This is a genomic window from Paenibacillus sp. URB8-2, from assembly GCF_013393385.1.
In the GTDB taxonomy this organism is placed as follows: domain Bacteria; phylum Bacillota; class Bacilli; order Paenibacillales; family Paenibacillaceae; genus Paenibacillus_AQ.
On record NZ_AP023239.1, the window covers coordinates 1230874 to 1256640 of the forward strand.

At 53.0% G+C, this 25767-nt stretch carries 21 protein-coding genes; 11 read left to right on the forward strand and 10 right to left on the reverse strand.

What is annotated here, in order from left to right; all coding sequences use genetic code 11:
• Window positions 1-99: 99 nt before the first annotated feature.
• Genes PUR_RS05745 through PUR_RS05760 form a run of 4 tightly spaced genes read left to right on the forward strand, consistent with a single transcriptional unit; the run spans window position 100 to window position 4801 of the window.
• The gene (locus PUR_RS05745; protein WP_179034414.1) at window positions 100-936 is read left to right on the forward strand and encodes an endonuclease/exonuclease/phosphatase family protein; all 837 of its coding nucleotides are present in this window, start codon (window positions 100-102) and stop codon (window positions 934-936) included.
• 38 nt (window positions 937-974) lie between these two features.
• Window positions 975-2081, forward strand: coding sequence for an extracellular solute-binding protein (locus PUR_RS05750; protein ID WP_179034415.1), 1107 nt, complete (start codon window positions 975-977; stop codon window positions 2079-2081).
• A 4-nt stretch (window positions 2082-2085) separates the two neighbouring features.
• Window positions 2086-3096 carry an ABC transporter ATP-binding protein gene (locus PUR_RS05755; RefSeq protein ID WP_179034416.1) on the forward strand — a complete coding sequence of 337 codons (1011 nt, stop codon included), beginning with the start codon at window positions 2086-2088 and terminating at the stop codon, window positions 3094-3096.
• Window positions 3097-3139: 43 nt separating this feature from the next.
• Complete coding sequence (locus PUR_RS05760) at window positions 3140-4801, forward strand: ABC transporter permease (RefSeq protein ID WP_442953830.1); 1662 nt, start codon at window positions 3140-3142, stop codon at window positions 4799-4801.
• A 106-nt stretch (window positions 4802-4907) separates the two neighbouring features.
• On the opposite strand, the gene PUR_RS05765 is transcribed toward PUR_RS05760, so the two are convergent.
• From PUR_RS05765 to PUR_RS05775, 3 genes are all read right to left on the reverse strand, one after another.
• The gene (locus PUR_RS05765) at window positions 4908-6212 is read right to left on the reverse strand and encodes an ABC transporter substrate-binding protein (RefSeq protein WP_179034418.1); all 1305 of its coding nucleotides are present in this window, start codon (window positions 6210-6212) and stop codon (window positions 4908-4910) included.
• A gap of 110 nt (window positions 6213-6322) precedes the next feature.
• Window positions 6323-7159: a carbohydrate ABC transporter permease gene (locus PUR_RS05770; protein ID WP_179034419.1), complete on the reverse strand. Its 837-nt coding sequence runs from the start codon at window positions 7157-7159 to the stop codon at window positions 6323-6325.
• A complete protein-coding gene (locus PUR_RS05775) occupies window positions 7159-8106 on the reverse strand; it encodes a carbohydrate ABC transporter permease (RefSeq protein WP_179034420.1) in 948 nt (315 codons plus the stop codon). Before PUR_RS05775 ends, PUR_RS05770 begins: the two co-directional genes overlap by 1 nt.
• A gap of 149 nt (window positions 8107-8255) precedes the next feature.
• Between PUR_RS05775 and PUR_RS05780 the strand changes: the two genes are divergently transcribed.
• The 3 genes from PUR_RS05780 to PUR_RS05790 are packed head-to-tail and all read left to right on the forward strand — an operon-like array spanning window position 8256 to window position 12512.
• Window positions 8256-10097, forward strand: coding sequence for a sensor histidine kinase (locus PUR_RS05780; RefSeq protein ID WP_179034421.1), 1842 nt, complete (start codon window positions 8256-8258; stop codon window positions 10095-10097).
• On the forward strand, window positions 10094-11707 hold the full coding sequence (locus PUR_RS05785; RefSeq protein WP_179034422.1) for a response regulator: 1614 nt from the start codon (window positions 10094-10096) through the stop codon (window positions 11705-11707). Before PUR_RS05780 ends, PUR_RS05785 begins: the two co-directional genes overlap by 4 nt.
• Before the next feature lie 49 nt (window positions 11708-11756).
• Window positions 11757-12512 carry a class I SAM-dependent methyltransferase gene (locus tag PUR_RS05790; RefSeq protein WP_179034423.1) on the forward strand — a complete coding sequence of 252 codons (756 nt, stop codon included), beginning with the start codon at window positions 11757-11759 and terminating at the stop codon, window positions 12510-12512.
• An 81-nt stretch (window positions 12513-12593) separates the two neighbouring features.
• Here PUR_RS05790 and PUR_RS05795 read toward each other — a convergent pair whose 3' ends face one another.
• From PUR_RS05795 to PUR_RS05805, 3 genes are all read right to left on the reverse strand, one after another.
• Entirely contained in the window at window positions 12594-13583 is a 990-nt protein-coding gene (locus PUR_RS05795; protein ID WP_179034424.1) for an aldo/keto reductase, read from the reverse strand.
• Between the two features lie 119 nt (window positions 13584-13702).
• Complete coding sequence (locus tag PUR_RS05800) at window positions 13703-14545, reverse strand: AraC family transcriptional regulator (protein ID WP_179034425.1); 843 nt, start codon at window positions 14543-14545, stop codon at window positions 13703-13705.
• Window positions 14546-14708: 163 nt separating this feature from the next.
• Window positions 14709-15020 carry a (2Fe-2S) ferredoxin domain-containing protein gene (locus PUR_RS05805; protein ID WP_179034426.1) on the reverse strand — a complete coding sequence of 104 codons (312 nt, stop codon included), beginning with the start codon at window positions 15018-15020 and terminating at the stop codon, window positions 14709-14711.
• A gap of 345 nt (window positions 15021-15365) precedes the next feature.
• On the opposite strand from PUR_RS05805, the gene PUR_RS26495 reads away from it, so the two are divergent.
• On the forward strand, window positions 15366-16505 hold the full coding sequence (locus tag PUR_RS26495) for a YsnF/AvaK domain-containing protein (RefSeq protein ID WP_179034427.1): 1140 nt from the start codon (window positions 15366-15368) through the stop codon (window positions 16503-16505).
• 163 nt (window positions 16506-16668) lie between these two features.
• Window positions 16669-17217 carry a GNAT family N-acetyltransferase gene (locus PUR_RS05815; RefSeq protein ID WP_179034428.1) on the forward strand — a complete coding sequence of 183 codons (549 nt, stop codon included), beginning with the start codon at window positions 16669-16671 and terminating at the stop codon, window positions 17215-17217.
• 136 nt (window positions 17218-17353) lie between these two features.
• On the opposite strand, the gene glpX is transcribed toward PUR_RS05815, so the two are convergent.
• The 4 genes from glpX to PUR_RS05835 all read right to left on the reverse strand — a co-directional run bounded on the left by glpX (window position 17354) and on the right by PUR_RS05835 (window position 21222).
• On the reverse strand, window positions 17354-18346 hold the full coding sequence (glpX, locus tag PUR_RS05820) for a class II fructose-bisphosphatase (RefSeq protein WP_179034429.1): 993 nt from the start codon (window positions 18344-18346) through the stop codon (window positions 17354-17356).
• Between the two features lie 222 nt (window positions 18347-18568).
• Window positions 18569-19369, reverse strand: a complete 801-nt coding sequence (locus tag PUR_RS05825; protein ID WP_179034430.1) for a pyruvate, water dikinase regulatory protein — start codon at window positions 19367-19369, stop codon at window positions 18569-18571.
• A 19-nt stretch (window positions 19370-19388) separates the two neighbouring features.
• Complete coding sequence (locus tag PUR_RS05830; RefSeq protein WP_179034431.1) at window positions 19389-20045, reverse strand: helix-turn-helix transcriptional regulator; 657 nt, start codon at window positions 20043-20045, stop codon at window positions 19389-19391.
• Between the two features lie 190 nt (window positions 20046-20235).
• Window positions 20236-21222 carry a DMT family transporter gene (locus PUR_RS05835; RefSeq protein WP_179034432.1) on the reverse strand — a complete coding sequence of 329 codons (987 nt, stop codon included), beginning with the start codon at window positions 21220-21222 and terminating at the stop codon, window positions 20236-20238.
• Between the two features lie 144 nt (window positions 21223-21366).
• On the opposite strand from PUR_RS05835, the gene PUR_RS05840 reads away from it, so the two are divergent.
• Window positions 21367-22794: an aminotransferase-like domain-containing protein gene (locus PUR_RS05840; RefSeq protein ID WP_179034433.1), complete on the forward strand. Its 1428-nt coding sequence runs from the start codon at window positions 21367-21369 to the stop codon at window positions 22792-22794.
• 237 nt (window positions 22795-23031) lie between these two features.
• Complete coding sequence (gene ppdK, locus PUR_RS05845) at window positions 23032-25710, forward strand: pyruvate, phosphate dikinase (protein ID WP_179034434.1); 2679 nt, start codon at window positions 23032-23034, stop codon at window positions 25708-25710.
• Window positions 25711-25767 lie beyond the last annotated feature (57 nt).

Here is a 25767-nt window from a genome sequence, read left to right on the forward strand (position 1 = left end):
AATTAATCTTGCATAAACAAAATTCGACATTACATTTGATACTCTACCCCCAAAATAAGTTTAATACACAATTTGGCAATGAAGGAGGAGAAACAGGGTTTGCAGCACGTACGACTTTCAGAGAAAGAGATGGCAGAGCAGATTCCTGCTTTACCCCCGTCCCGTTACCATGTGGCTTCATTTAATATTCGCTTTGACAATCCCGAGGATCAGGGAAACCGCTGGGAATTTCGCAAGCCCAATCTTCTGGGAATGCTTCATTACTATTCTTGGGACATTATCGGTCTTCAAGAGGTTTGCGGAAATCAGCTGACCGAATTGGCCACGCTCTCCAGCTACCGTTATGAGGGCGAAGGTCGCGATGGAGGGCTGAACGGCGAACATTGTCCCATATTCTATCGCAAGGATATTTTCGAGAAGGAAGCTGGAGGAACGTTTTGGCTTTCCTTGTCTCCGGGAGAACCCTCAATATCCTGGGAGGCGGACTGCCGCCGGATATGCACCTGGGCGAAATTGCGGGACAAGAGAACCGGACAGGCTCTTGTCTTTCTGAATACGCACCTCGACCATATCAGCGAAGAAGCCCGATTTCAAGGGGCGAGATTGATTACCGACTGGATAGCCTCGTATGTCCCGGATACTCCGGTGATCATGACGGGCGACTTTAATGCAGGCCGGGAAGAACGCTGCTACCGTAAATTAAACGGTTTTTTAAGGGATGCCAAATGGGTTTCAGAAGAGATTCCGTACGGTCCTGAAGGCACTTTTTCAAATTTTGATTACCACATGCCGTGGCCGGGAATGAAGGAGATCGACTATATCCTGGTCAGTGAACAAGTCAAGGTTGTCTCGGTGCGAACGGTGACCGACAGCTTTGACGGACAGTACCCGTCCGATCATTTTCCTGTAACCGCTGAGGTGGAAATCCGGAAATAGAACCGAAGACTAACAAACAAAGGGGAATTTCAAAGATTATGAAAAAAACGATAAGCCTGATGATGATTTTTACGCTGTGTTTGCTGCTGGCCGCCTGCGGGAACGGAAATTCTTCCCCTGATCAAGGGGCTTCCTCACCGGCAGCATCCAATGGACAAACGGAGCCGCAGAGCAGCCAGGCTCCTGTAAATGAGAAATTGATTGTCTATACCAATTCCAATTCGGATGGCAGAGGCGAATGGCTGATCGACAAGGCGAAGGCAGCCGGATTCGATATTGAGATTGTGGGTGCGGGCGGCGCCGATCTTACCAACCGTCTGATAGCGGAGAAGAACAATCCTATCGCCGATGTGGTGTATGGCTTGAACTCTATGCTGTATGAAATTCTGACCCAGAACGATGTGCTTGAACCCTTCACTCCGGAGTGGGCCGGTGAGGTTGAAGAGGGTTTGAATGATCCCGACGGTTACTATCACAGTTTGGTGAAGCAGGCCATTTTGCTGGCTTATAATCCGGAAAAATACACGCCGGAAACCGCGCCCAAGGATTGGTCCGATCTGTGGAACAAAGCGGAATACAAGGGCATGTACGAAGCGCCGACCTTGCTGGGACAAGGTACGCCGCGGATCGTCGCAGCGGGCATTCTGACGCGTTATCAGGACCCAAGCGGAGAATACGGCATTTCGAAAGAAGGCTGGGAACAAATCAAGAAGTTCTATGATAACGGCGTTCCCGCAGTGGAAGGAGAGGACTTCTACTCCAAGCTGGCCGGCGGCCAAACGCCGATCGGCGCGATGGTATCGGGCGTATTGGCATCCAAAGAGAAGCAGTACGGCGTTAAATCCGGCATAGTATCACCGGAGATCGGCGTTCCGGTCATTGTTGAACAAACGGCAATCGTAAAAGGGACAAAGAAGCGGGAAACGGCGGAACGTTTCATCAACTGGCTGGGAAGCAATGAGACGCAGGGCGAATTTGCGAAAGAGTTTAACTCGATGCCGGCCAACGTCATAGCCGCGGAACAGGCCAATGAAGATGTGAAAAAACTGTACGACTCCATTAAAACGCAGACGATGGATTGGGCCTTTATCGCCCAGAATATTGACAATTGGGCCGAGAAAATCGAGCTGGAAGTATTGAAATAAGCATATGATTACATTCAAAGATATTCATATTCAGTTCGGAGAACTATCGGTTATTCCCAACCTGAACCTGCAGATCAGGGAAGGTGAGTTTTTTACCTTTCTGGGTCCGTCCGGCTGCGGAAAGACGACCATTCTTCGCAGTCTGGTCGGCTTTATCAACCCGTCGGGCGGACAAATTTTGCTGAACGACCGGGACATCACCAATGTTCCAATCGAAAAGAGAGGGATCAGCATGGTGTTTCAGAGCTATGCGCTGTTTCCCACTTTGAATGTCTATGAGAATATCGCTTTTGGACTGCGGGTGCAGAAGATTCCTTCCGCCCGCTTGGATGAAGAAGTACGCGATATCGCGCGAAAGGTCGACTTAAGCGAAGAACAGCTCTTCAAGAAAGTATCCGAATTGTCCGGCGGACAGCAGCAGCGGGTGGCCATTGCCAGAGCGCTTGTGCTGAAGCCGAGCATTCTGGCTCTGGACGAGCCTTTATCCAATCTGGATGCCAAGCTTCGGGTGCAGCTGCGCAACGAGCTGAAGAGTCTGCAAAAAAAGTTTGGCATCACCACGATTTACGTTACGCATGACCAGGAAGAGGCCTTGACTCTTTCGGACCGGATCGCGGTGTTCCATAAAGGGGTTGCCGAGCAGGTAGGGACGCCGCAGGAGATTTATAACCATTCCGCGACCGAGTTCGTATGCAACTTCATCGGGAGCAGCAATCGGCTGGACCCCGCTCTTGCCGGCGGTCCGTTGAAGCCTTGGGCAGATCCGGGGAAGAACGTGTATATCCGCCATGAAAAAGTCAGCCTTCATCCTTTTTCGAGCGAGGAAACTGCGGTTGTACTCAAAGGCAGAATTGTGGAGCAGGAATTTTACGGTATTTACACCAAGTATACGATAGATACCGGCGGATACGGCATGCTGAAAAGCGTGGAAATCGCTAATAGCCTGAACAGCCGATCGGCCGGAGACGAAGTTGAGGTATATCTCAATGTCCAGGATATTTTGCAGTATGACTAAAATCAGATCCGCCTTGTCGTCGATCCCCGTCGCTGCCTGGCTCATGTATGCTTTTCTTGGATGGTTTATCGTCGCTTTTCTGATTTATCCCAATCTTAATGTTTATTACGAGATTTTTTGGGGCGGCGGTTCATTCTCGCTGGATGCGGTTCACAAATTAATTTCCTCCGAGCGGGCGATGAAAAGTCTGTACAACAGCTTCATTCTTGCCTTATCGCTGGTTGTCACGGTTAATCTGGTCGGCATCTTTCTCGTTCTGGTTACGGAGTATTTTGAGATTAAGGGCGCCAAAATACTGAGGCTCGGTTATTTTACCACATTGGTATACAGCGGGGTTGTCCTGGTATCGGGCTATAAGTTCATATACGGGGACTCCGGCTTTATCACCAGGGTTCTGTCTCATCTGTTTCCTGCTATCAATGTCAACTGGTTTCACGGATATGGGGCGGTGCTGTTTGTCATGACCTTCGCCTGCACCTCCAACCATGTGATCTTCCTGACCAATGCGATCCGCAAGCTGGATTTCCAAACGGTAGAAGCGGCGAGAAATATGGGTGCCTCCACATTGTATATCTTGAGGCGCGTCGTACTGCCGGTGCTGAAACCGACGATTTTTGCACTGACGGTTCTGCTTTTTCTCACCGGGCTTGGAGCGACATCGGCGCCGCTGATTTTGGGCGGTTCCGAATTTCAGACCATTACGCCCATGATTCTTACCTTTGCAAGAAGTGTAACTTCAAAGGATCTGGCGGCTCTTCTGGCCCTTGTCTTGGGAGTGGCCACGCTGCTGCTTCTGACCTTGATGATCCGGATTGAAAAAAACGGGAACTTCATGTCGGTATCCAAGGTGAAATCCGCGCTGGTTAAGCAAAAAATCAACAATAGAATATGCAATGTGCTGGTTCATACCGCCGCGTATCTCTTGTTTGTCATTTATATCATTCCCGTTGTGCTTATTATTTTGTTTTCTTTTACCGATGCCCGGAGTATTTCCACAGCCACGCTGTCTTCCGGCGAATTTACACTGGACAACTATATCACCGTTTTTTCCAATATGACCGCGTTCAAACCGTATTTGGTCAGCATTTGTTATGCGGCGGTTGCTTCATTGGCTGTGGTGGTGCTAACCTTGATGGCTTCCCGAATACTGCATAAATTCAATAATATCTGGAGCCGGACGCTGGAATACGCCTTGCTGATTCCCTGGATGTTGCCCTCCACGCTGATCGCCATCGGACTGATTGTCACCTTTGACACACCCAAGCCAATTTTGGGGAATACCGTGCTGCTGGGCACTTTGTGGCTGCTGCTGATCGCTTATGTGATCGTCCATATTCCGTTTACGCTCCGAATGGTGAAAGCCTCTTTTTTCAGTATTGACGGTAATTTGGAGGATGCCGCTAAAAATCTGGGGGCGCGTTCCTTCTATTCGTTCAGAAGAGTGCTGCTGCCGATTATTCTTCCGTCTGCCTTGGCGGTATTGGCGCTTAATTTCAATAGCATACTGGCGGATTATGATCTTACGGTATTTCTGTACCACCCGTTATATCAGCCGCTCGGCATTGTAATTAAAAACAGCACCGACGCGCAGGCGCTGGCCGACACTCAGGCATTGACCCTGGTGTATTCCGTAATCCTGATGATCATGTCAGCCATTACGCTGTATGGCGTATACGGCAGAAGTAGCCGCAGCAAAACAAAATAAGCCGACATATCATAAAGCGAGCCTCCTTAGCCGGCTGTCCAGGTAAGTGACCTGAACGGCTGCTGCAAGGAGGCTCGCCATGTTATGGGGCTATTTTATAGCTATTTTACTGCTTAACGATATCCTGAATGGCTTTATCCAGCTTCTCAAGCAGTTGGTCGCGGTTGACTTGACCGCCCAGGTATTCCTGCATGGCTGCGCCGAAGCCTTGAGTCACGCCATCCGGGAATCTGTCCCAGTTCCAGCTCAGGGCTGTTGCCGATTTCTCTTGTACGGCTACAGCGACTTGACCGATATCTTCGGCAGTGGTCGAGATATTAGACAGAGCCGGAATGAATTTAAAATCTTTCGTCAAATATTTCTTGCCGGTTTCCGAGCTGACCATCCAATTGAGGAATGCTTTGGCTTCTTCCGGATGAGCTGATTTGCTGTTCACGATCCAGTTGTTCGGCACGCCGACGAAAATTTGTCCTTCTTTGTCGCCTATCGGGATCGGAAGCAGGCCCAGCTTCAGGTTCGGATCGATCTTGTCGATGTCGCCCTGCGTCCAGTTGCCCTGCATCATCATGGCTGCCTTGCCGGAAGCAAAATCGGCGACTTGAGTAGCATAGTCTGTCGTTACTTTATTGTCTTGTGAGTTATTGAAGACAACGTCAACGAAATCCAGCCATTGTTTGAAAATATCATTGCCCTTGATCGTTTGTTTGCCTGCTTTCAGGTCCTCGATATATTGCGCAGGATCGGCTTGGTTGGCCATGGCCACATTCACCATGTGAATACCCAACGACCACCATTCATTGGTTGCTTCGAAAGGCGTGATGCCTGCGGCTTTCAGCTTGGCTGCGGCATCTTTCAGCTGCGGCAGCGTCTTCGGTTCTTCGGTAATGCCGGCTTTGGCGAACAGGTCCTTGTTGTAAATCAGGCCGTAGCCTTCAACGTTCATCGGCAGGCCGTACAGCTTGCCGTCCACCGTTGTCGGGATTTTGGAGGTAGGGATCAGGCTGCTGACCCAAGGTTGATCCGACAGGTCGGTTGCACGGTCCATGTATGGGACGAGAGCAGCGAAACCGCCGTTGTTGAAGATTTCGGGTTCAGAGCCGGATGCGATTTCCGCTTTCAGCAGCGCGCCGTAGTCTTCGCCGCCGCCGTGAGTTTCAACCTGGACTTTGACGCCGGTTTCCTTCTCATACTCTTCGGCCAGCGCATTGATCTGTTCCGCAATTTCAACCTTGAACTGGAACACTTTGATCGTTACGTCTTTTTTGGGCGCTTCCGATGCAGCCGGAGCCGCGGTCTCTGAGGTGCCGCTGTTGGTGCTCTTAGCGGAGGAATTGTTATTTCCGCCATTGCCGCAGCCTGCAACAATCAGGATGCAAACGATTGCGATCAGAAATGCGAATCGTCTCTTCATTTTAGTGCCTCCCTGTATTTTGTAAGTGTTTACATTATGATCGTAAATCAATGTAACCGTAACCAACACTTAATATTTTGTCCGAAAAGGTGGATATTGTTGTCGGCATGTCAGCCTTTAACGGAACCGGCGGTTACTCCTTCTACGATATACCGTTGCAGAATGAGGAAGAACAGCAGAATCGGGGTGATGGCCATCACCAGACCTGCCAGGGCGAGATCCCACTTCTTGGTATACTGCCCGAAAAATTTCGTGACGGCAAGCGGCAGCGTCGTCAAATCCTTGTTGCCCCCGATAATCAGAACGGGCAGAAGGTAGTCGTTCCAGATCCACAGCGTATTCAGGATAACAACCGTGACCATAATAGGCATCAGCAGCGGAAAGACAATCCGGAAAAAGACGCCGTACGGATTGGAGCCGTCCACCCGGGCTGCTTCTTCCAGCTCAAACGGTACGGTCTTGATGAAGCCGTGGAACAGGAAGACCGACAGCGGCATGCCGAAACCGAGATAACAGGCGACGATCCCGTACAGTTCTCCGCGGAGCTCAAGCAAACTGGTAACCCTTACAAGTTGAAGCATCAGCGATTGAAAAGGAATGATCATGGCCGAAACCAGCAGCAGGAAGACAAACGAGTTGAATTTCGTAGGTTTTCTAACGATCTGGTAGGCGGCCATCGAGCTGAACAGAACGATGAGTAAGACGCTAAGCAGCGAAATTTGCACGGAATTCCAGAACGCCTGCGGGAAATCGATCATTTTCCAAACACTAGTATAGTTGCTCCAGTGAAAAAGCTGGGGAAACGAGGCGGCGTCCAGCAGAATTTCCTTTAACGTTTTTACCGAGTTCGTCAGCACCAGGTAGAAGGGCGCCAGAAACACGAAAGCAAGCAGGATGGCAAGAACTTCGAGAACAAAGGTTTTGGTCTTGTACTGGCTGACTTTCATTATGCGGATACCTCCTTGCGCTTCGTAATCAGTACCTGGGTGATCGTAATCAGCGATACGGCGGCGAAGAACAGCAGCGCCTTGGCAGTGCCCAGGCCGTAGCGGTTATTGATCAGGGCTTCCGAGTAGATGTTATACGCCAGCGACTGTGTCGAGGTTCCCGGTCCGCCTTTGGTCAGCGACAGGTTGAGGTCGAACATTTTGAACGCGTTGGAGATCGTCAGGAACAGGCAAATCGTGATGGCCGGCATGATCAGCGGCACGTACACGCTTGTAAAGAGCTGATAGGGACGCGCACCGTCAATTTTGGCGGCTTCGATCAAATCCTTAGGAATGCCTGCGAGCGACGCGATATAAATGATCATCATATATCCCGCGGTCTGCCAGACGAATACGATGACGAGTCCCCAGAATCCGGTGTTCGGCGTTCCAAGCCACGGAAGCTTGAAGAAAGCAATGTTCGTCAGGTCGCCGATTGTGGCGAAGCCTTTAGTAAAGATGAACTGCCAAATGTAGCCGAGCAGAATGCCGCCGATGACATTGGGCATGAAGAAGACGGTCCGGAGCACATTCTTGGTCTTGAGCGAAGCCATCAGCAGGAAGGCCAGCACCAGCGCCAAGATATTGGCGATCACTACGGAAATGACGGTAAACCGGAGCGTGAAAAATAACGATTTCCAGAAATTGTCGTCATGCAGAATTCGGCTCCAGTTGGCCGAGCCTGTCCACACCGCTTTATCCAAATCAAGCCCGTTCCAGTCGGTGGAAGAGTAATAAAAGCCGAGAATAAAGGGGGTTATCACAATGGTCAGAAAGAACAGCAGGCAGGGTCCCAAAAATACGATCTGCTGGCTCCAGCCTTTACGTGTACCGAAAGCTCTTTTTACAGCGGTTCTCCTATTTACGGACTGTTCCCAGCCCTCTTGAATGCCGATCGCTTTTTTCATGGCGGATCTCCTTTGTACGTAGTATCATTGCCTTACACCTTCATTATAGGTAGGGTGGGGAGCCGTCAACACTCAATTTGATGACATTTAAGGTGGATTATATTGCTGCTTGTGAAAGCAGGGCGGAAGAGCCAAGGAGGAATAGACACTTGTTCAAACACAGTATCCGCAATCGGCTGATGGCTCTTGTGCTGCTGGCTGCCGTTATTCCCGCCGGCGTCTCGGTCATGTTCTCATACCTTTATACGAAGCAGTCGGTTACCGAGCAGTCCGTGGGACAGAACCGCAAGCTGCTGACGCTGGGAACAGCTAATCTGGATAATTATTTCCAGGGGATCAACCAGCGGGCGCTGAGCATATACAGCGGAATTAATATACAGAGTTCATTCTATACCTCCATCCTGGAGGTCAAAGATCCGAACGGGCTTCCCAAAGGAACCGTCCAACCGGATAACCGGAATGTCGTATTATCGCAGTTGTACAATCTTTTTTTGTCCGACCGGAATATTTTTAAAATCCATCTATATATAAGAGCAAATAAACAGTCCAATATGCTGTTGAAAGGGCAATTCCGCCGGGAGATCAACACCTTGTATTTGCCGCTTTCCAACCCGAACGGCTCGAACCGCCCTTTCGTGGAAGTGACCCATCCGGATTATTCCTACGACATGAAATCGGGATTTCCGAACTTCAAGCCCGGGGAGACGCCGGTATTCAGCGCCCATTTCCCGATATACAAAACGCCCAGCGACGAGGTGATCGCCGATTTGTCGATCGACTTCCGGCTGTCGGACCTGGAGAAAATTGCAAAATCCATGTACAACTCCGACACCGAGCTTCTCTATATAGCCAATGAACAGGGAAAGATTCTGTACGCTCCGGGCAGCGATTGGATCGGAGGGGCAATTGACAATGAATGGAGAAAGCGGTTTCAGGGAGGGGGGAGCGGACATTTTTCCTGGAGAGATAAGGAATTTAAGGGTATTGTTATGTATAGGCATATTGACTCGGCAATCTTTAAAGGCGATATTATTAAACTGGTGCCCTATGAAACTCTGTACAGCGACGCAAGGACCATTAGCCGCATCAATACCGGAATCGGCGTGCTTTTTCTGATTATAGCGGGCATCGCGGGCGTATTGATCTCCATCGGCTTTACAAGACCGATCAAGAAGCTGATTTCCTATACGCAGAAGGTGCAGATCGGACAGCTGGACGCTTCCGTCGATTCGGTGAGCGAGGATGAGTTCGGGCTGCTGGCCCGTAAAATTACCGATATGACCCGGACGATCAACGATTTGATCCTGCAGGAATACCGGCTGGAAATCGCCAATAAGACCAATCAGTTGAAGGTTCTTCAGGCCCAGGTCAACCCGCATTTTCTGTATAATGCGCTGCAGTCCATCGCCAGCTTGTCCCTGCGGTACAACGCTCCCAAAATCTATGATCTCATTTATTCGCTGGGCAGCATGATGCGGTATTCCATGACGACGGACGGGAACCAGGTGACGCTTCAGAACGAGATCGAGCATGTGGAGAATTACGTCATTCTGCAAAGGGAGCGCTTCGGGGAAGAGAACTTGCGGATGGATGTTGATATCGGGGAAAGCGCCCGCGCCGTGATCGTGCCCAAAATGATTCTGCAGCCGCTCGTCGAGAACATATTCAAGCACGGTTTCCGGGACGGCATCAAGGACGGCATAATTTCAATCGCCGCCAAGCTGGATGATGAAGGTCGGCTGGTCATCACGGTCCGGGATAACGGCATGGGCATTGCGGGCGAACGCCTGGACGAAGTGAGAAACTGCCTTAAGCGGGTGGAGCCCGGCGGGTTCTGCGGAATCGGACTCCGCAATGTACTCGCAAGACTTCGGCTTCAGATCAGTGAGAGATCACAGCTTCTGCTGCAAGGCGGCGAAGGCGGAGCGGAAGTCGTCTTGATTATCCCTCTTGATAATACAGGCAACAGGAAGGAGAAGGGAACGGAATGAAGGTACTGATTGTAGATGACGAAAAACATGTACGGGAAGCCATCCGCTACTTTGTTCCTTGGGAAAAATACGATGTTCGCGATATATACGAAGCCACGAATGGCCAGGAAGCGATGGAGATCATTCTGGAACAGCAGCCGGCGGTCGTGTTTACGGATATGCGCATGCCGCTCATGGACGGCGCCGAGCTGCTGGAATGGCTGCACCGCTACTCACCGTATACAAAGACGATTGTAATCAGCGGATACCAGGATTTCAGCTATGTGAAGCCTGCCATCGTATACGGGGGAATCGACTATCTGCTTAAGCCGCTGAACAGCAAGCAGCTGATATCCGCAGCCGAGCGCGCCTTTCAGAAATGGAAGGAGGAGAAGCAGGAGCGGGAGCGGACCTTCCGCCAAAATATTCAACTGAACATCCTTCGTCCGCTGTATTGGGACAAGAAGCTGTCGGAGCTGGCGGGCGGCACGGTTTCCTTTCAGGAGCTGGAGGAAGCGCTGATTGAGGAACTGGGGCTTCCGAGGAACGCGAAGCGCTGCCGGATTGCCGTTATTTCGCTCCAGTCTTCGGGCGGCCTGCTGCTGAAAAAGTTCCGCGGCGATATCCAGCTGACATCTTTCGTTCTGGCCAATGTCTGCAATGAGACGGTCAGCTTGCGGAAGCAGGGCTTTGCCTTCCGCTACTGGCATGAAGGCGCGGATGTGGTCGTTCTGTTCTGGGACGGCGTGGAAGAGGCCGCGGACCGGCTGCTTGAGATTAATGAATCGGTCAAACAGGCATACTGCATTCCGCTCGATGTCGGTCTGAGCCGGATTCTCCCCTTTCCGGAGGGGGTCAGCGACGCTTTCACGCAGGCGAGACAGAGCCTTGCGGAGCGTAACCTTTTGCTATTAGGTAAACGTATACATGAGTACCGCGAGGATTCCTCGGAAGCTGAACGGACAGGCGGGGCGAAGGCCGCGGCTCTTCTGGAGAAGCTTGGACTTTCACTTTTGTCGGGCGATATCGATAAATTTATCCGGAGTTTTGAAGAGTGGGCTAATTCCATTGCCGGAACGGGCGTGCTGACCGTGAGCGGACTGCGGGATTGGGAAGAGCGGTTGCGGAATGTGCTGACCAAGTGGAGGCAGGAATGGGCCGACAGTGAGGAAGCGTCAATAGCTGAGCCGGTCTTCCCGGCCGGAATGGATGAAGGCGGCAATTTCTCTTTTGAACGCTGGAGAGAAGGTCTGAAGGCGCATATTTTGAAAATGTTCAGTGAAAGCAAGCTTTCCCGTTCCTCGGACAGCCGGATTGTGCGGGAAATCAGGGATTACCTGGACAAGAATTACCAGCAGGAAATTACACTTCAGCATATCGCGGACCGCTTCTTCCTCAGCCGTGAGAACGTCTCGCGCAAGTTCAAACAGGTTACGGGCGAGAATCTGTCCGATTATTTAACGAATTTGCGGATCGACAAGGCCAAGGAGCTGCTGCAAAATTCCGATATGCGTCTGTCGCGGATTTCTGAACTGATCGGTTACGAAGACGAGAAGTATTTCAGCCGCGTCTTCAAGAAAGCGACGGGACTCACGCCGCGGGAATACCGGAAGCGGGAAGAAGAGTCGTGAAGTCGATTTAGCCGGTTTTGGGATGTTGTACAGCAGAAGGGAGATTTCGATGAAAATAATTGAGGAAAAATACAATCGTTATGGTGAAAAGGATTACGATATCAGCTATATCAATTGGGGATTTGATGATCTCGAAACTCAAACCATGATGGCTGAGAAAATGCAGAAGCTGTTTCCTTCCGGCGCCAGGGCCATCCTGGATATCGCTTGCGGAATCTCGAGATATCATCAAGTCTGGCTGAAATCGGGTTATATGGTTACGGGGATAGATCTGTCCGAAACATTTATAGAATACTCCCGAAGCTATAACCAGGCTTTTGAGAAGGCCAATTATTTTGTATGCGATTGCAATCATTTGGATTTTGATAATCAGTATGATATTGCGATCTGGACCGATCCGGTTGAATTAACCGGGCTGTCGGCGAACAGGATTTTCAAAGCGCTGAAATCCGGCGGCGTATTCATCTATGAAATGTGGAATGACAACTATTACAAATATCATGCGGATGATCGGCATAATGACTGTCAGACTTGGACCTGTAAAGATGGGGTTTATCGCCTGGTCCTGCACAAATATAATAGAGCAACCTGTGTTACCGAACATGAGGAAATCATATTTGACGTTCCCAATGAAACGATGATCCATAAAACGGGATTGGCGGCCAAAAATATAAACAGCCATGCCAGTATTCAAATCCTGGAGGCGGCCGGGTTTACAAATATACGATTTGTCGATTACGAGGGGCAGCCTTTTTCTACAGAGAATCAACAAATACAGCGATTTTTCATGATTGGTGAAAAATAATCATACGGCCATATACCTGCCGCCGCCCGAAGGCTGCCGCAGGTATATGGTCGTTCTGCCGTTCCGGCTAATAGCGCCAAACTATCCTCGCAGTATGTCCTCAATCTTCGCCAGTTCTTCCGCGCTTAGATCAGGCGCCGCCAGGGCGCCGACGGCGTCCTCGATCTGGCTGACCTTGCTTGCACCGATCAGCGCCGAGGTCACCTTGCCGCCGCGCAGAACCCAGGACAAGGCGAGCTGGGACATTTTCTGCCCGCGCGCCGCAGCTACTTCGTTCAGACGGCGGACCTTGCCGATCAGCTCTTCCGTGAGTTCCTTCTCGGACAGGAACACACTCGGTCCAGCCGCACGGGAATCCGGAGCGATGCCGTTCAGGTAACGGTCGGTCAGGATACCCTTCTGAAGCGGCGAGAAAGCGATCGTGCCCACGCCTTCTTCTTCGAGCACATCCTGAAGTCCATCCTCAATCCAGCGTGACAGCATGGAGTAATTCGGCTGGTGAATCAGACAAGGGGTACCGAGCCGCCGCAGAATGCGTATCGCTTCCCGGGCTTCTTCGGCGCGGTAATTGGAAATGCCGACGTAGAGCGCCTTGCCTTGACGAACGATCAGGTCCAGTGCGGCCATCGTTTCTTCAAGCGGCGTATCGGGATCGGGACGGTGATGATAGAAAATATCAACATAATCCAGGCCCATCCGTTTCAGGCTTTGATCGAGACTTGAGACGATGTATTTCTTCGAGCCCCATTCTCCGTACGGTCCCGGCCACATATAAAAACCGGCTTTGCTGGAAATGATCATCTCATCCCGGTAAGGAAGGAAATCCTTTTTCAAAATGGTTCCGAAATTCTCCTCGGCGGAGCCTGGGGGCGGCCCGTAATTATTGGCCAGGTCGAAATGCGTAATTCCCAGATCGAATGCTCTGCGGATCATGGCTCTGCCGTTCTCCAGCACGTTGATCCCGCCGAAGTTGTGCCAAAGGCCGAGCGAAATCGCCGGCAGGCGCAGGCCGCTGCGTCCGCAGCGGTTATAAGTCATGCTCTCGTATCTTTCCGTTTGTGCGGTGTACATATTATCTGTCCTCCTGCAATGAAATGGCGTCCGCCCCTAGCGGGCGAGCGGTTATTGCTGCGCTTTCATTGTAGCGGAAATGAAGAGGCGAACGAATGTCAGCAAGGGAGGAATTTATGTCATAATGTCAGATTTACATGCCTTTCCCGGTAACTCTTGGGAGAGCAGCCCTGGACTTTCTTGAACATCCGCGAGAACAGGAGAGCGTCCTCATAACCGATGGAACGGGCGATTTCTCCGATGGTGCAGTCGGTTCGAGTGAGCAGCTCGCAAGCTTTGGCCATGCGGAAACCGAGCAAATATTGGCGCGGGGGCATGCCCACAACCTGCTTAAAGAGCGCGGACACGTACTTGCGGTCAAGCTGCAGCATCTCGGACATCATTTCCATTGTGATATTCTCGCAGTAGTGAGACTGCAGGTAATGCAGGCACTTCTCTACATGCTGGTTCTTGCGTCCGTGTAGGACGGTAGCAGCGGCCGCTGCAGGAACGGTGCGGAGAAGCGCCGCCAAAAACTCGTACAGAACCGCCGTTAACTCCAGATCGAGAGCGCCGGTAGTTTGGGCCGCCTCCGTTAACCGGTCATAAACCCCGTTCATCATCTCGCCAACCATAGGAAATACGGGGTTTTCCGGCGATAGAGTTGTTCTGGACAGGAGATGCTTCGCTCGCTCTCCCGAAAAAGCGATCCAGGAGTAGTTCCACGGATCGCTCTCATCCGCGGTGTAGGCAGACACGACCTGGGGATAGGTTAAAAAAGCCTGCCTCGCGGTCAATGTATAGGAATGCCCGCCCGCAAAGACCTTTCCGGCCCCTTTATGGACAAAGTGAATTTTGTAGTAATCCCTGACACCGGGACCGAAGGAATGTCCGGGAGCGCATTGCTCGCGGCCCCAGAACATCAGATGAAGATCCGGGGAGTCCCTGAAGGGCTGTTCCGCGTTGTAATGAAAAATGGCCATGTTCTTCAGACCCCTTTCTAAAGGTTGAAGTATAGCGCCAAGCGCTTTTTCATTATACTTCAAGAGTCGCCGCAGGTCTGTAAACGCAAAAATAAAACCGGCTTTCCAAAAGGAGCCGGCGAACGATTTATGAGACCTAATCTTGTATTCGGGAACGGAAAGCTTAAGCTTCCATTTTCAGCATGACCAGTTCATCCACAGGATTGCCATCGATCAGGTGCTCCTTAACGATACGCGATACATCATCAGTGGTCACATTGTAGTACCATACTCCGTCCGGATAGACAATGAGAAACGGGCCGTTGCCGCAAAGGCCAAGACAGCTGGTCTTGTTGATCTTAACCGTCTTGTTGATTCCCTGCTCGACAAGCTCTTCCTTGAAAGCCTGCATAACGTCTTCCACATCCTGATTGTTGCAGTGCTCGCTGCAGCAAAACAGCAAATGCTTCTTTAGAACCTTGAGCCGCATGTTCATGGTTTGTGTTTTCCTCCTTGGGTTTGCGTTGCTTTTATTTACATCTTTAGCATGAAGTATAGTCCTTTTGCTTGTGTTTGTAAGGGAAAAGAGAAGAGTGTTCCGAAAGATTTAATAAATCGAAAATTACATAACTCATTGCGTTAGATATAGCGACATAACTATGACTCACAGTAGATTTTGTGACAATTTTTTATTGGAATCACCGTGTATTTCCTGTTTGAGATTTTTATCTGAGGATTCACTGTCCGGAACTGCAATTCTCAGTTTATGCCGGATTGAATTGGTTAAGTATGCAATGAACACAGAACCTAAATTTTTAAATTAAATTAGGAGGTAATCGATATGAATAAGAGGATTGTGGGCGTCTTTACGAACGAGCACGAGGCTTCTCAGGCGATCGGCGATTTAAAGAGTCATGGTTTTCGGACAGAGGATATCTCCGTTATTGCGAGAAATAAAGACGATATGAATGCAATCAGTGACGAGACGGGGACGAAGGCTCCTGAAGGAATGGCTTCCGGAGCGGCGACGGGCGGCCTGCTCGGCGGAGTAACCGGACTGCTTGCCGGCATCGGAGCGCTGGCGATCCCGGGTATTGGGCCGATCATTGCGGCCGGTCCTATTGCGGCGACATTGGCCGGAGCGGCGGTGGGCGCCGGGACCGGAGGTCTTGTCGGAGGCCTGATCGGCCTCGGCATACCGGAAGACGAAGCGGAAACGTATGACCGTTATGTCGATGAAGGCCGTATTTTGGTCATGGTCGATGCGGACACATCGCAGGTAAGTGATGTGTATGAAACGTTCCGGGCGCACAATTCGCAGAACAGTCACTATTATGGGGCGAATGATACGCTGCCCGGCGAAACGGTGACTGACGCCTCAATGAGCGATGATCCGTCAGCCGTTGATCCGACGGACGATAGAGCCGACAGATCGGTCGGGGATTCGGTGGATGCTGTATTCAATGGTTCTGGCCTGGAAGGCAAGCATGATACCGGACTGGATACGATTAATTCGAATCCGGTGAGCGCGACTTCGGCCGATATGGACGAGGACCGCAAGCTGCGTCTGCACGAAGAGCAGCTCAATGTCTCCAAGGATAAGGTGCAGACCGGCGAAGTTTCGATTCATAAAGAAGTCGTCGAGGAGCAAAAAACAATCAATGTGCCGGTAACGCATGAGGAAGTCGTGATTGAACGGCGCGCCGTGCATGACGGCTCGACAACCGAACCGATCGGCAAGGATGAAACGATCCGCATCCCGGTCAGCGAAGAGCGTGTGGAAGTGAACAAGAACACGGTTGTCACCGGCGAAGTAGGGATCGGCAAGCGGGAAGTTCAAGGAACCGAGCGGGTTCGGGACACGGTCCGCCGGGAGGAAGCCCGGGTGGATAAGACGGGCGAAGCGAAGGTAACCGGCGACAAAACCGCCGATGTGAAGAGCCGGATGGAAGAAGACGAATCCATGTTCAACAAGCGTTAAATTGACGCATGAATAATAAGAGTGGAAATAAGCTTTAACAGCAAAGAGCGGCCTCAAGCCCGAAAGGGCTCGGAGGCCGCTCTTTGCTGCGGCTGGCGACTTCTTGAAGGAGAAATCGATGATTCTTTTCTGTACGACGAAGATTTAAGCGCTTTTCAGCCGGATGCGGAGAATCCCGCCTCTGGATTTTACGGTGGAGCGGTACTCCTGTCTGCTTGTAAGCCGCTGTCTGGAGACGAAGGAAATCCGTCTGCCGGAAGGCTATGATATTCGTCCTTTTCGGTCGGAGAGCGATGCGGAAATTTGGAGCGGAGTCCGAAATGCGGGATTCGACGGACTTCAGGGCAGCGAGACCCCCGTTACACCGGAAATGGTGCTGAAGATGGCAGAGGAGGAGGATAGCCTTGAGGGCGGAATGATGATTCTTTATGACGGAGAAAATCCGGCGGGTATCGTCAGGGGAAGCGCGGACGAGTATGAGGGCTCGCCGATTATGAATATCGGTCCGCTAACTCTTCTGCCGGAGTACCAGGGAAGAGGATTGGGCCGAATTCTGCTGAGAGCCGCCTTGCAGTTTGCCAAGGAAAAAGGCTACCCGAAAGCGATTCTGTGCGTCAATGCGGAAAATGAACGGGCGAAGGCCCTGTATCTTCAGGAGGGGTTCAAGCAGGTCGAATCCGCCGTATGCTACAAATACGATTTAAACGTGTAGCCATGCATGGGATTTCCGTCCTTTGACTGTGGTGCGGGCATGAAGCTTGATGAAGGGATTGATGCGCGCAAAAAAATCCAACAAGACCTTGCCCCTCATGCCGACGGGCAGGGTCTTGTTGGATGCGGAAAAGCGGTTATAAAGAAGCGACTTTTCTTCCCGGCGAAACTTGCGGAATTTCCTTGCCCGGAAGGAAGTGGATGCTTCGGATGTAGCGGATCGTCCGGCTTTGCGCCCGCATGATGACGGAATGCGTCTCGGCGCGTTCTTTCCCGATGAAGCGGACGCCGTTCAGAAATTCGCCGGAAGTTACCCCGGTGGCGGCAAAAATGACGTCGCCCGTGCCGACCATATCGTCCATGTACAGCACGCGCGTCGGATTGGCGATGCCCATCCGCATGCAGCGCTGGAGCTCGAACGGGCCTTGCGGCAACAGTTGGCCCTGCATTTCGCCGCCAAGGCATTTCAGCGCGGCTGCGGCAAGCACGCCTTCCGGAGCGCCGCCGGACCCGAGGTACAAGTCCACGTCGCTGTCCGGCAGAGCGGCCGCGATCGCTCCGGCCACATCGCCGTGGCTGAGCAGCTGGATGCGTACTCCCGCCTGACGGAGGGTGTTAATCAGCTCCTTGTGCCGGTCACGGTCCAGTACCATAACGGTCATCTCGGACAGAGATTTGCCAAGATGATGGGAGGCTTTGGTCAGGGTAATTTCAACCGGGTCCTCAAGGCTGAGCTTGCCGGCCAGTTCGGGACCGCAGGCCAGCTTCTGCATGTAGATGTCCGGCGCATGCAGCAGGCTGCCTTTGTCAGCAATGGCGATGACCGATTGGGCGTTTTGCAGCCCGGCGGCAACGACCTCCGTTCCTTCCAGCGGATCGACAGCCACATCGACAAGCGGGCCGCGTTTGTTGCCTACTTTCTCGCCGATATACAGCATGGGGGCGTCGTCCATTTCGCCTTCGCCGATTACGACGGTCCCGTCGATGGAGACGGAATCGAACATGGAGCGAATGGCCGTTGTCGCCGCATCATCGGCGGCATCCTTATCTCCCCGGCCAATCCAGCTTGCCGAAGCCAAAGCACCCAGTTCCGTCACCCGTACAATCTCAAGAGCCAATTCGCGTTCCATAGTTAATTCCCTCCAGTCCAATATTTGAATTTCTGTATATCGGAATTATCGTCAGAGCCATAACTTCACTTTGTTGATCATGAATCCCTAGGGGTCCCCGCAAAGTACTCGGAATTTCCATCGCAGCTTCCACTTCACTTTGTGGGGTTATGATCCCTTGGGGTCCCCGCAAAGTATTCGGAATTATCGTCAGAGCCATAACTTCACTTTGTGGGGTAACTTTTAGATGTAGCCCATAATAAGTCCGGCTGTTTCTTCAATCGCCTTGTCTGTAATGTCAATTACGGGGCAGCCCAGCCGCTTGAACAGAGCTTCGCCGTATTCGATCTCTTCCTTGATGCGTTCCAGGCTTGCATACTGGGAATCGACAGGCAGCCCCAGCACCTTAAGACGCTCCGACCGGATCTTAAGCATATGCTCCGGCTCCATCGTGAGTCCGATCATCCGCTGGGGCGGAAGCTTGAACAGCTGGCCCGGCGGGCTGATCTCCGGCACGATCGGATAATTGACCACCTTCTTGCCGCGGTGGGCAAGAAAGATGCTGAGCGGCGTCTTCGAGGTACGCGACATGCCCAACAGCACGATGTCCGCTTTCAGCATGGCTCCGAGATCGCGTCCGTCGTCGGAGGCAACGGTAAATTCGATCGCCTCGATCCGCCGGAAATAATTCTCGTCCAGCTGATGCAGCAGGCCGGGTCTTTGCCGGGGCGCATCGTCGAACGTATCGATGAACGCCTGCATCATCGGCCCCATGATGTCCACGGTGCGCAGATCCAGCCGGACTGCTTCCTCGCGGATCGTCTCCCGCAGCTCCGGCTGCACCAGCGTATAAGCGACAAAGCCGTTATGTCTGGCGGCTTCCTCCATCACTTTGCGCAGCTCGTCCTCATGTCTTACATTGCCGTACCGTTTGATCGTGACACGCTGATTCTCGAATTGGTGTAAGACGGCCTGAACGACTGCTTCCGCCGTATCCCCTAAAGAATCCGAGCATATCGTAATGAAATGTGAAGGCTCATCCATGCTCTCTCGATTCCTCCCGTTATCCATTGGCTTCGGTATCGAGGAGAAGTTTTACGATGGAAGTTTTGGTCAGCCGCCCTACCACGTCCAGCTTTCCGACGGCTCCTTCTCCTTCGCAGGGGACAACCACCGGCAAACTGTCTACCTCGTGAAAAATCATTTTATGCGCGGCGTCAAGCACCGGGTCGTCAGGCCCAATCGTAATCACTTTGGGCTGGCGCGTCATCACCATGCTGACTGGCATGGATGCGGCGCCGGGATTGCCAAGGGTGACTTTCAAGAAATCTTTGCGCGAGGCGACCCCGGTCAGCTTGCCGTCCCCGTCGCAAATGATGAGTGTGCCGACATCCTGGAGGAACAGCGTAACGACCGCATCGTGAATCGTCGTCGTCTCCCGGATAATAATGGGCACGCTTTGAATATCCTTGACCTTCGTTTCCTGAAGCAGATAGCCGCTGCCAAGGCCTCGGGAGGATTTCCCGCCCGGGAAATATCCGACCTTCGGCTTGGCGTCGATATAGTCGAGCATGACCAGAAGCGAGAGGTCCGCTCGGATGGTCGGGCGGCTGAGCCGCAGGGCTTCGGCAATCATTTCGCCAGTGATTGGAGCGTTCTTTTTTACAATGTCGATAATTTGTAGTTGCCGGGACGTAAGTTCGATTGCAAATCCCTCCACTTTCCTGATGCAACAAAGCGATCCTCCGTTAGAAAAGGGCCGCCGTATTTGACTCCCCCTTCCCTTAATGCGTCATGCTTGGAAGGATAATCCCTTTCGTTGCTTATATAATACGCAATATTAATCAATAATGCAACTATTAGTACGTACTATTTCCGATTTTTTTGAAAAATGAGCAATACAACGGTAATTAATCCTCATTGTTAACCTTTTGGTGCATACGGAAACCTTGCCCTATAACGGCACTCCTGGCAAAACGTCTCTTTATAGAAGGACTGGCAATCAACTTGGCGAGCAGCTGCTTTAAGGCTCCCGCGTTGACAAGCATGGTTCCGCCGATAATCGTTATTACACCCGCCAGCGTTATCCATGAAACCGTCTCGCCGTAAAAAAGGATTCCCACACCAACCGCGATCGGCGGCGAGACGTAGAGCCAGGTGGACGGGAAGACAGGGTCCGTCTTAGCAATGAGCCAGTAGTACAGGCTGTGGCCGACCATCGAACCGACGACGGTGAGATAGAGAAAGGAACCGGCAGCCGGCCAGGAGAGCAGGAAGCCAGCGCTCGGACGCTCCGTGAACAGGGAGAGAAGCAGCATTGCCGCGCCGCCATAGATCATTTGCGCCGCATTCAGCGCGATGGGATGAACGTCCGGTAGGCGGGCGGTTACGGTCCGGGTATACAGCGTACCCGAAGCGTAGGCGCATTCCCCGATCAGAACGACGGCGCAGCCGGCAAACCAGAGCGGAGAAACATCGAGCGACAGACTGGGCAGGACAAGCAGCAGCACGCCCGTAAAGCCGACGAGACAGCCGGCCAGAGACAGGGAAGAGGCCTTTTGACGAAGCAGGAACGTCTGAAGCAGCAGAATCATCATCGGCCCGGTGGCGGAGAGGACAGCGGCAAGACCCGAGGATACATATTGCTCTGCCCAATACAGCGCGGCGAATGTGCCGAAGGTCAGCCCAAGTCCGGTGAGCGCCGTCTCTTTGCGAAGCAGCAGGGAGAAGGAAGCTTTGCGTTTCCAGCACATCCACAGCAGCAGAGCCGTTCCCGCGGCAAAAAACCGCAGTCCGGCGGAGAAAAAGGGAGGGGATCCGGCGTCAACGCCGATTTTAATCGCCAAAAAGGTGGTGCCGAAGATCAGACATACGAGGCTGTAAGCCAAAATAATCATGTTCATTGCTCCTTTGCTTATGCGCATTTTCTTTTTGTCCATCATATCCGCCTTGGAATAGAACAGATGAAATAGGGCAGAACAGATGACCGCAAAATGAGGTACAATGGATGATAACAATGAATGTGGAAAAGAGGCTTGGCAATGAACGAGTTATCCGGCAACGGGCGGCATCCGCTGTTCCGGCAGGTATATGAATATTTGACCGTCCGGATCGACCGCGGCGAGTGGCGGGCGCATGACAAGCTCCCGTCGGTCCGGCTGCTGGCTGAGGAGCTGAGGATTCACCGCTTGACCGTGTTTAAAGCCTACTGCCGGCTGAAAGAGGACGGCCGGGTGTACGTGAAGGACAAGTCCGGCTATTATGTGGCTCCCGCGGCTGTGCCCGGAGGCGCGCCGTCTACTGAGGGGAGCGCGAAAGCGGTGCCGGGATACGACTGTCCGAGCCCTATGCCGGCTCTCTCGGATATTCAGCGCATGCCGGTCAAATACCAGTTCTCCCAGGCGCTGATCGATCCCAATCTGCTGCCGAATCTGTATTTGTCCGATTATGTCAAAGAGGTGTTCGACCGGTACCCGAAAGTGATGGGCACTTACTCCGGTGTGGAGGGCGACGATGAGCTGCGCGAGTTCTTAAGCGGACATTTCCGCGTGAGCCGGCTGCTTCAGGCTGAACCGGGTGAACTGCTGATTACATCGGGCGCACAGCAGGCGATTAATCTGATCGCAAGCATCATGCTTACGCCGATGGACTGCGTGCTCGTGGAGCGGCCGACCTACGGCGTGGCGCTGGATATTTTTCGCCAGAGGGGCGCGCGTCTGCTCTCCGTCGACATTACGCCAAGCGGTTATGATATGGACGAAATCCGGCGGTTGATGGAGCAGTACCGGCCCCGGCTGTTCTATATCAATCCCACGCATCATAATCCGACCGGATTTACGGTTCCGGTATGGCAGCGCAAGCGGCTTGTCGAGCTGGCCGAGCGTTACCGCTGCCTGATCGTCGAGGACGATCCTTTTCGCGATATGTATTTCGCCGCCGAACCGCCGCCGCCGATCTTTTCCTATGACACGGAGGGCTGGGTCGTGTATCTTGGCAGCTTCAGCAAATATGTGGCGCCGGGCCTGCGCATTTGCGCCGTAATCTGCCGGTTTCCTCTTATGGAGAAGCTGATCGCGGCGAAGTTTATGGCGGATAACGGGACTCCGCTGCTGAACCAGAAGATTTTTCTGCACTACTTTACCTCGCCTCGGCTTCAAGGGCATCTGGCCAAGCTCCGCATCGCGCTGCAGGTGCATAAGGAAATCGCGGAACGGGAGCTCGCGGGAACTGGATGCGTCTGGACACCTCCGGAGGGAGGGCTGAACCTGTGGGTGAAGCTGCCGGAGCATATTCCGCCCGAAATGCTGTTCCGCAAAAGCAAGGAGCAGTCAATCTCGTTCGTGCCCGGTGAAATCTGCGATCCGCACGGAGAAATGAAGTCATGGATTCGCCTCAGCTACTCATTCGCCGCCGAAGATGTCCTGCGCGAAGGGATGAGAAAGCTTGCGGAAATCGCGCGGGGTCTTTAAGTCGGTCATACATGAACCGCATACGGCAGGCATTCAAGAGAAGTTCTCTCTTGGATGCCTGTTTTTGTTTGAATGGGGTTGAATAAATGCGACATATATAAATTAAACAGATAAATAGTACGTCATATATATTGCCAAAAACCGGTATTCATGCTACAACCTTAATTAAGCGTTACTCCTATTCTCAGTCTGGCGGGCAGTTTTGTACCATACTTCATTTACGGAGGGATTGTTCAAATGCTGAAACGCGTGTATCGGTTTGAAGAAGGAAATGCGGAGATGAAGAATCTGCTGGGAGGAAAAGGAGCGAATCTGGCGGAAATGACGGCTCTCGGCCTTCCGATTCCCCCGGGATTTACGGTAACCACGGAAGCTTGTCAGGCTTATTACGCTGCCGGAGGAAAGATGCCCGAAGGGCTGATGCAGGAGATTCATCACGCGCTGCGCGGTCTGGAGGCGGGCAAATCCGCGGAATTCGGAGGCTTAAACCGGCCGCTGCTCGTCTCCGTGCGTTCAGGGTCGGTAACATCCATGCCGGGCATGATGGACACGATTCTGAACCTTGGCCTCAATGACGATACGGTCAAGGGTCTTGCGGAGCAGACAGGCAACGAAAGATTCGCCTATGATTGCTACCGGAGATTTATCCAGATGTTCGGAGACGTTGTGCTGGGCATTCACTCGATTTATTTTGAACGGCTGATAGAACAATCCAGAAAGGAAAATGGGCGATCCTGCGATCAGGAGATCAGCGCCGGCGAGTGGAAGGAGCTTATCGCCAAATACAAATGGATTGTGGAGGACCGGACCGGGCAGCCGTTTCCGCAGGATGTGCGCGTTCAATTGAAGCTGGCGGTGGAAGCCGTATTCCGCAGCTGGAACAACATGAGAGCCAAGGTATACCGGAAAGCGTACGGGATTCCGGATGAGCAGGGAACGGCGGTCAATATCCAGGCGATGGTATTCGGCAATCTCGGTTCCGGGAGCGGAACCGGCGTGTTGTTTACCCGCAATCCCTCTACGGGAGAGCGGGAACTGTACGGTGAATATTTGGCGGACGCCCAAGGCGAAGACGTGGTAGCCGGAGTGCGCACGCCGAGGCCTGTCAGCGAGCTGCGCGAGGAACTGCCTCTCGTCTATGAACAGCTCTCGGCTGCCGCCGGGCTTCTGGAAATTCACTACCGGGATATGCAGGATATCGAGTTCACCGTCGAGAACGGCATCCTGTACCTTCTGCAGACCCGGAGCGGCAAACGGACGGCCCAGGCCTCCGTCAAGATCGCCGTGGATTTAACGAAGGAGGGTATCCTCTCCAAGGAGGAAGCCGTCAGCCGAATCGAGCCGGGACATCTGGATCAACTGCTGCACCGCTCCATCGCCATCCCGCCGGAGCTTGCGCCGATTGCCAAAGGTCTGCCGGCCTCCCCGGGAGCGGCCGTCGGCTTGATTGCGCTGGATGCCGATACCGCCGAGCGGTGGGCCAAGGACGGCCGCAAGGTTGTGCTGGTCAGTACGGAGACCTCGCCGGACGATATTCACGGCATTTTGGCGGCGGAAGGCGTGCTGACGAGCCGGGGCGGCATGACCAGCCATGCCGCGGTCGTGGCGAGAGGCATGGGCAAGCCGTGCATTTGCGGATGCGAGGCGCTGAGCATCGACCATGCGGACCGCAGCGTACGCATTGGAGAGCTTACACTGGCGGAAGGCGAAGAAATTTCGCTGGACGCTTCCGGCGGAGAGGTGTTCCGGGGAGGGCTGTCGCTCAGCGATCCGGAAATAACGCCGGAGCTGCTCACGCTGCTGGACTATGCGGACGAGATCCGCAAGCTTCGCATCTATGCGAACGCAGATACGCCGCATGACGCCCGGAAGGCGCGGGAATTCGGCGCGGAGGGGATCGGGCTGTGCCGGACGGAGCATATGTTTTTCTCGGGCAGCCGCCTTCCCATCGTCCAGTCGATGATTCTCGCAGGCGGCAGAGAGGAACGGATGCTCTATCTGGACCGGCTGCTGCCGATGCAGCAGGCCGATTTTGAAGACATGTTCCTGGCGATGGACGGCCTGCCGGTGACGGTCCGGCTGCTGGACCCGCCGCTGCATGAGTTTTTGCCGAACCCGGATCAGCTTCGGGAGCAGTGCCGCAAGCTTGAGGAGACCGGGGAGAACGGAGAAGAAGTCCGGAAGCTGAAGCAAATGATCTCCAAAGTGAATGAACTGCGGGAGGTCAATCCGATGCTCGGCCTCAGAGGGGTCAGACTGGGCATTTTGTTTCCGGAAATTTACGAAATGCAGATCGAGGCGATCTTTAAGGCCGCTCAATCGGCCCAACGCCGGGGAGTGGATGTGCGCCCGGAAATTATGATTCCGCTTGTCGGGCATCCGGATGAGCTTAAACGCATGAGAGCGCTGGTCGACGAAATCGCCGGCCAGGTGCTCAGCGAGGAGTTTAGAGGGCTCATCTACCGGGTGGGGACGATGATTGAAGTGCCCAGAGCCGCGCTGCTGGCGGATACCATTGCGCAGCATGCTGATTTTTTCTCCTTCGGCACGAACGATTTGACTCAGATGACTTTCGGATACAGCCGCGACGATGCGGAAGGGAAATTCCTGAATTCCTATCTGGACGGGAATATCCTCAAGGACAATCCGTTCCAGGTGCTGGATCAGGACGGCGTCGGCCAATTGATAGAGTGGGCCGTTACTCGGGGCAAGGCGGTGAAGTCGTTCCTGAAGACGGGAATATGCGGCGAGCATGGCGGCGACCGGGAATCGATCTCGTTCTGCCACCGCACGGGGCTTGAATATGTCAGCTGCTCCCCGTACCGGATTCCGTTCGCCCGCATAGCGGCGGCGCAGGCCGCTCTCCTTGACAGAGCGGAGAGCCCGCAGAGTCCGGCCGAGAAGCAGGTCGTTTAAGCGGGGCGCAGGGCCGTCCGGAAGAGGGGATCGAAATGGAAAATCAAAGCAGCCGGA

Bases quoted from the DNA above. Each gene is read 5' to 3' on its own strand.
- PUR_RS05785 (WP_179034422.1), top strand. From the start codon at position 10,094: ATGAAGGTACTGATTGTAGATGACGAAAAACATGTACGGGAAGCCATC.
- PUR_RS05800 (WP_179034425.1), bottom strand. From the start codon at position 14,545: ATGGCCATTTTTCATTACAACGCGGAACAGCCCTTCAGGGACTCCCCG.
- glpX (WP_179034429.1), bottom strand. From the start codon at position 18,346: ATGGAACGCGAATTGGCTCTTGAGATTGTACGGGTGACGGAACTGGGT.
- PUR_RS05755 (WP_179034416.1), top strand. From the start codon at position 2,086: ATGATTACATTCAAAGATATTCATATTCAGTTCGGAGAACTATCGGTT.
- PUR_RS05805 (WP_179034426.1), bottom strand. From the start codon at position 15,020: ATGAACATGCGGCTCAAGGTTCTAAAGAAGCATTTGCTGTTTTGCTGC.
- ppdK (WP_179034434.1), top strand. From the start codon at position 23,032: ATGCTGAAACGCGTGTATCGGTTTGAAGAAGGAAATGCGGAGATGAAG.
- PUR_RS05815 (WP_179034428.1), top strand. From the start codon at position 16,669: ATGCGGAGAATCCCGCCTCTGGATTTTACGGTGGAGCGGTACTCCTGT.
- PUR_RS26495 (WP_179034427.1), top strand. From the start codon at position 15,366: ATGAATAAGAGGATTGTGGGCGTCTTTACGAACGAGCACGAGGCTTCT.
- PUR_RS05760 (WP_442953830.1), top strand. From the start codon at position 3,140: ATGTATGCTTTTCTTGGATGGTTTATCGTCGCTTTTCTGATTTATCCC.
- PUR_RS05750 (WP_179034415.1), top strand. From the start codon at position 975: ATGAAAAAAACGATAAGCCTGATGATGATTTTTACGCTGTGTTTGCTG.
- PUR_RS05825 (WP_179034430.1), bottom strand. From the start codon at position 19,369: ATGGATGAGCCTTCACATTTCATTACGATATGCTCGGATTCTTTAGGG.
- PUR_RS05770 (WP_179034419.1), bottom strand. From the start codon at position 7,159: ATGAAAGTCAGCCAGTACAAGACCAAAACCTTTGTTCTCGAAGTTCTT.
- PUR_RS05840 (WP_179034433.1), top strand. From the start codon at position 21,367: ATGAACGAGTTATCCGGCAACGGGCGGCATCCGCTGTTCCGGCAGGTA.
- PUR_RS05795 (WP_179034424.1), bottom strand. From the start codon at position 13,583: ATGTACACCGCACAAACGGAAAGATACGAGAGCATGACTTATAACCGC.
- PUR_RS05835 (WP_179034432.1), bottom strand. From the start codon at position 21,222: ATGATTATTTTGGCTTACAGCCTCGTATGTCTGATCTTCGGCACCACC.
- PUR_RS05765 (WP_179034418.1), bottom strand. From the start codon at position 6,212: ATGAAGAGACGATTCGCATTTCTGATCGCAATCGTTTGCATCCTGATT.
- PUR_RS05775 (WP_179034420.1), bottom strand. From the start codon at position 8,106: ATGAAAAAAGCGATCGGCATTCAAGAGGGCTGGGAACAGTCCGTAAAT.
- PUR_RS05790 (WP_179034423.1), top strand. From the start codon at position 11,757: ATGAAAATAATTGAGGAAAAATACAATCGTTATGGTGAAAAGGATTAC.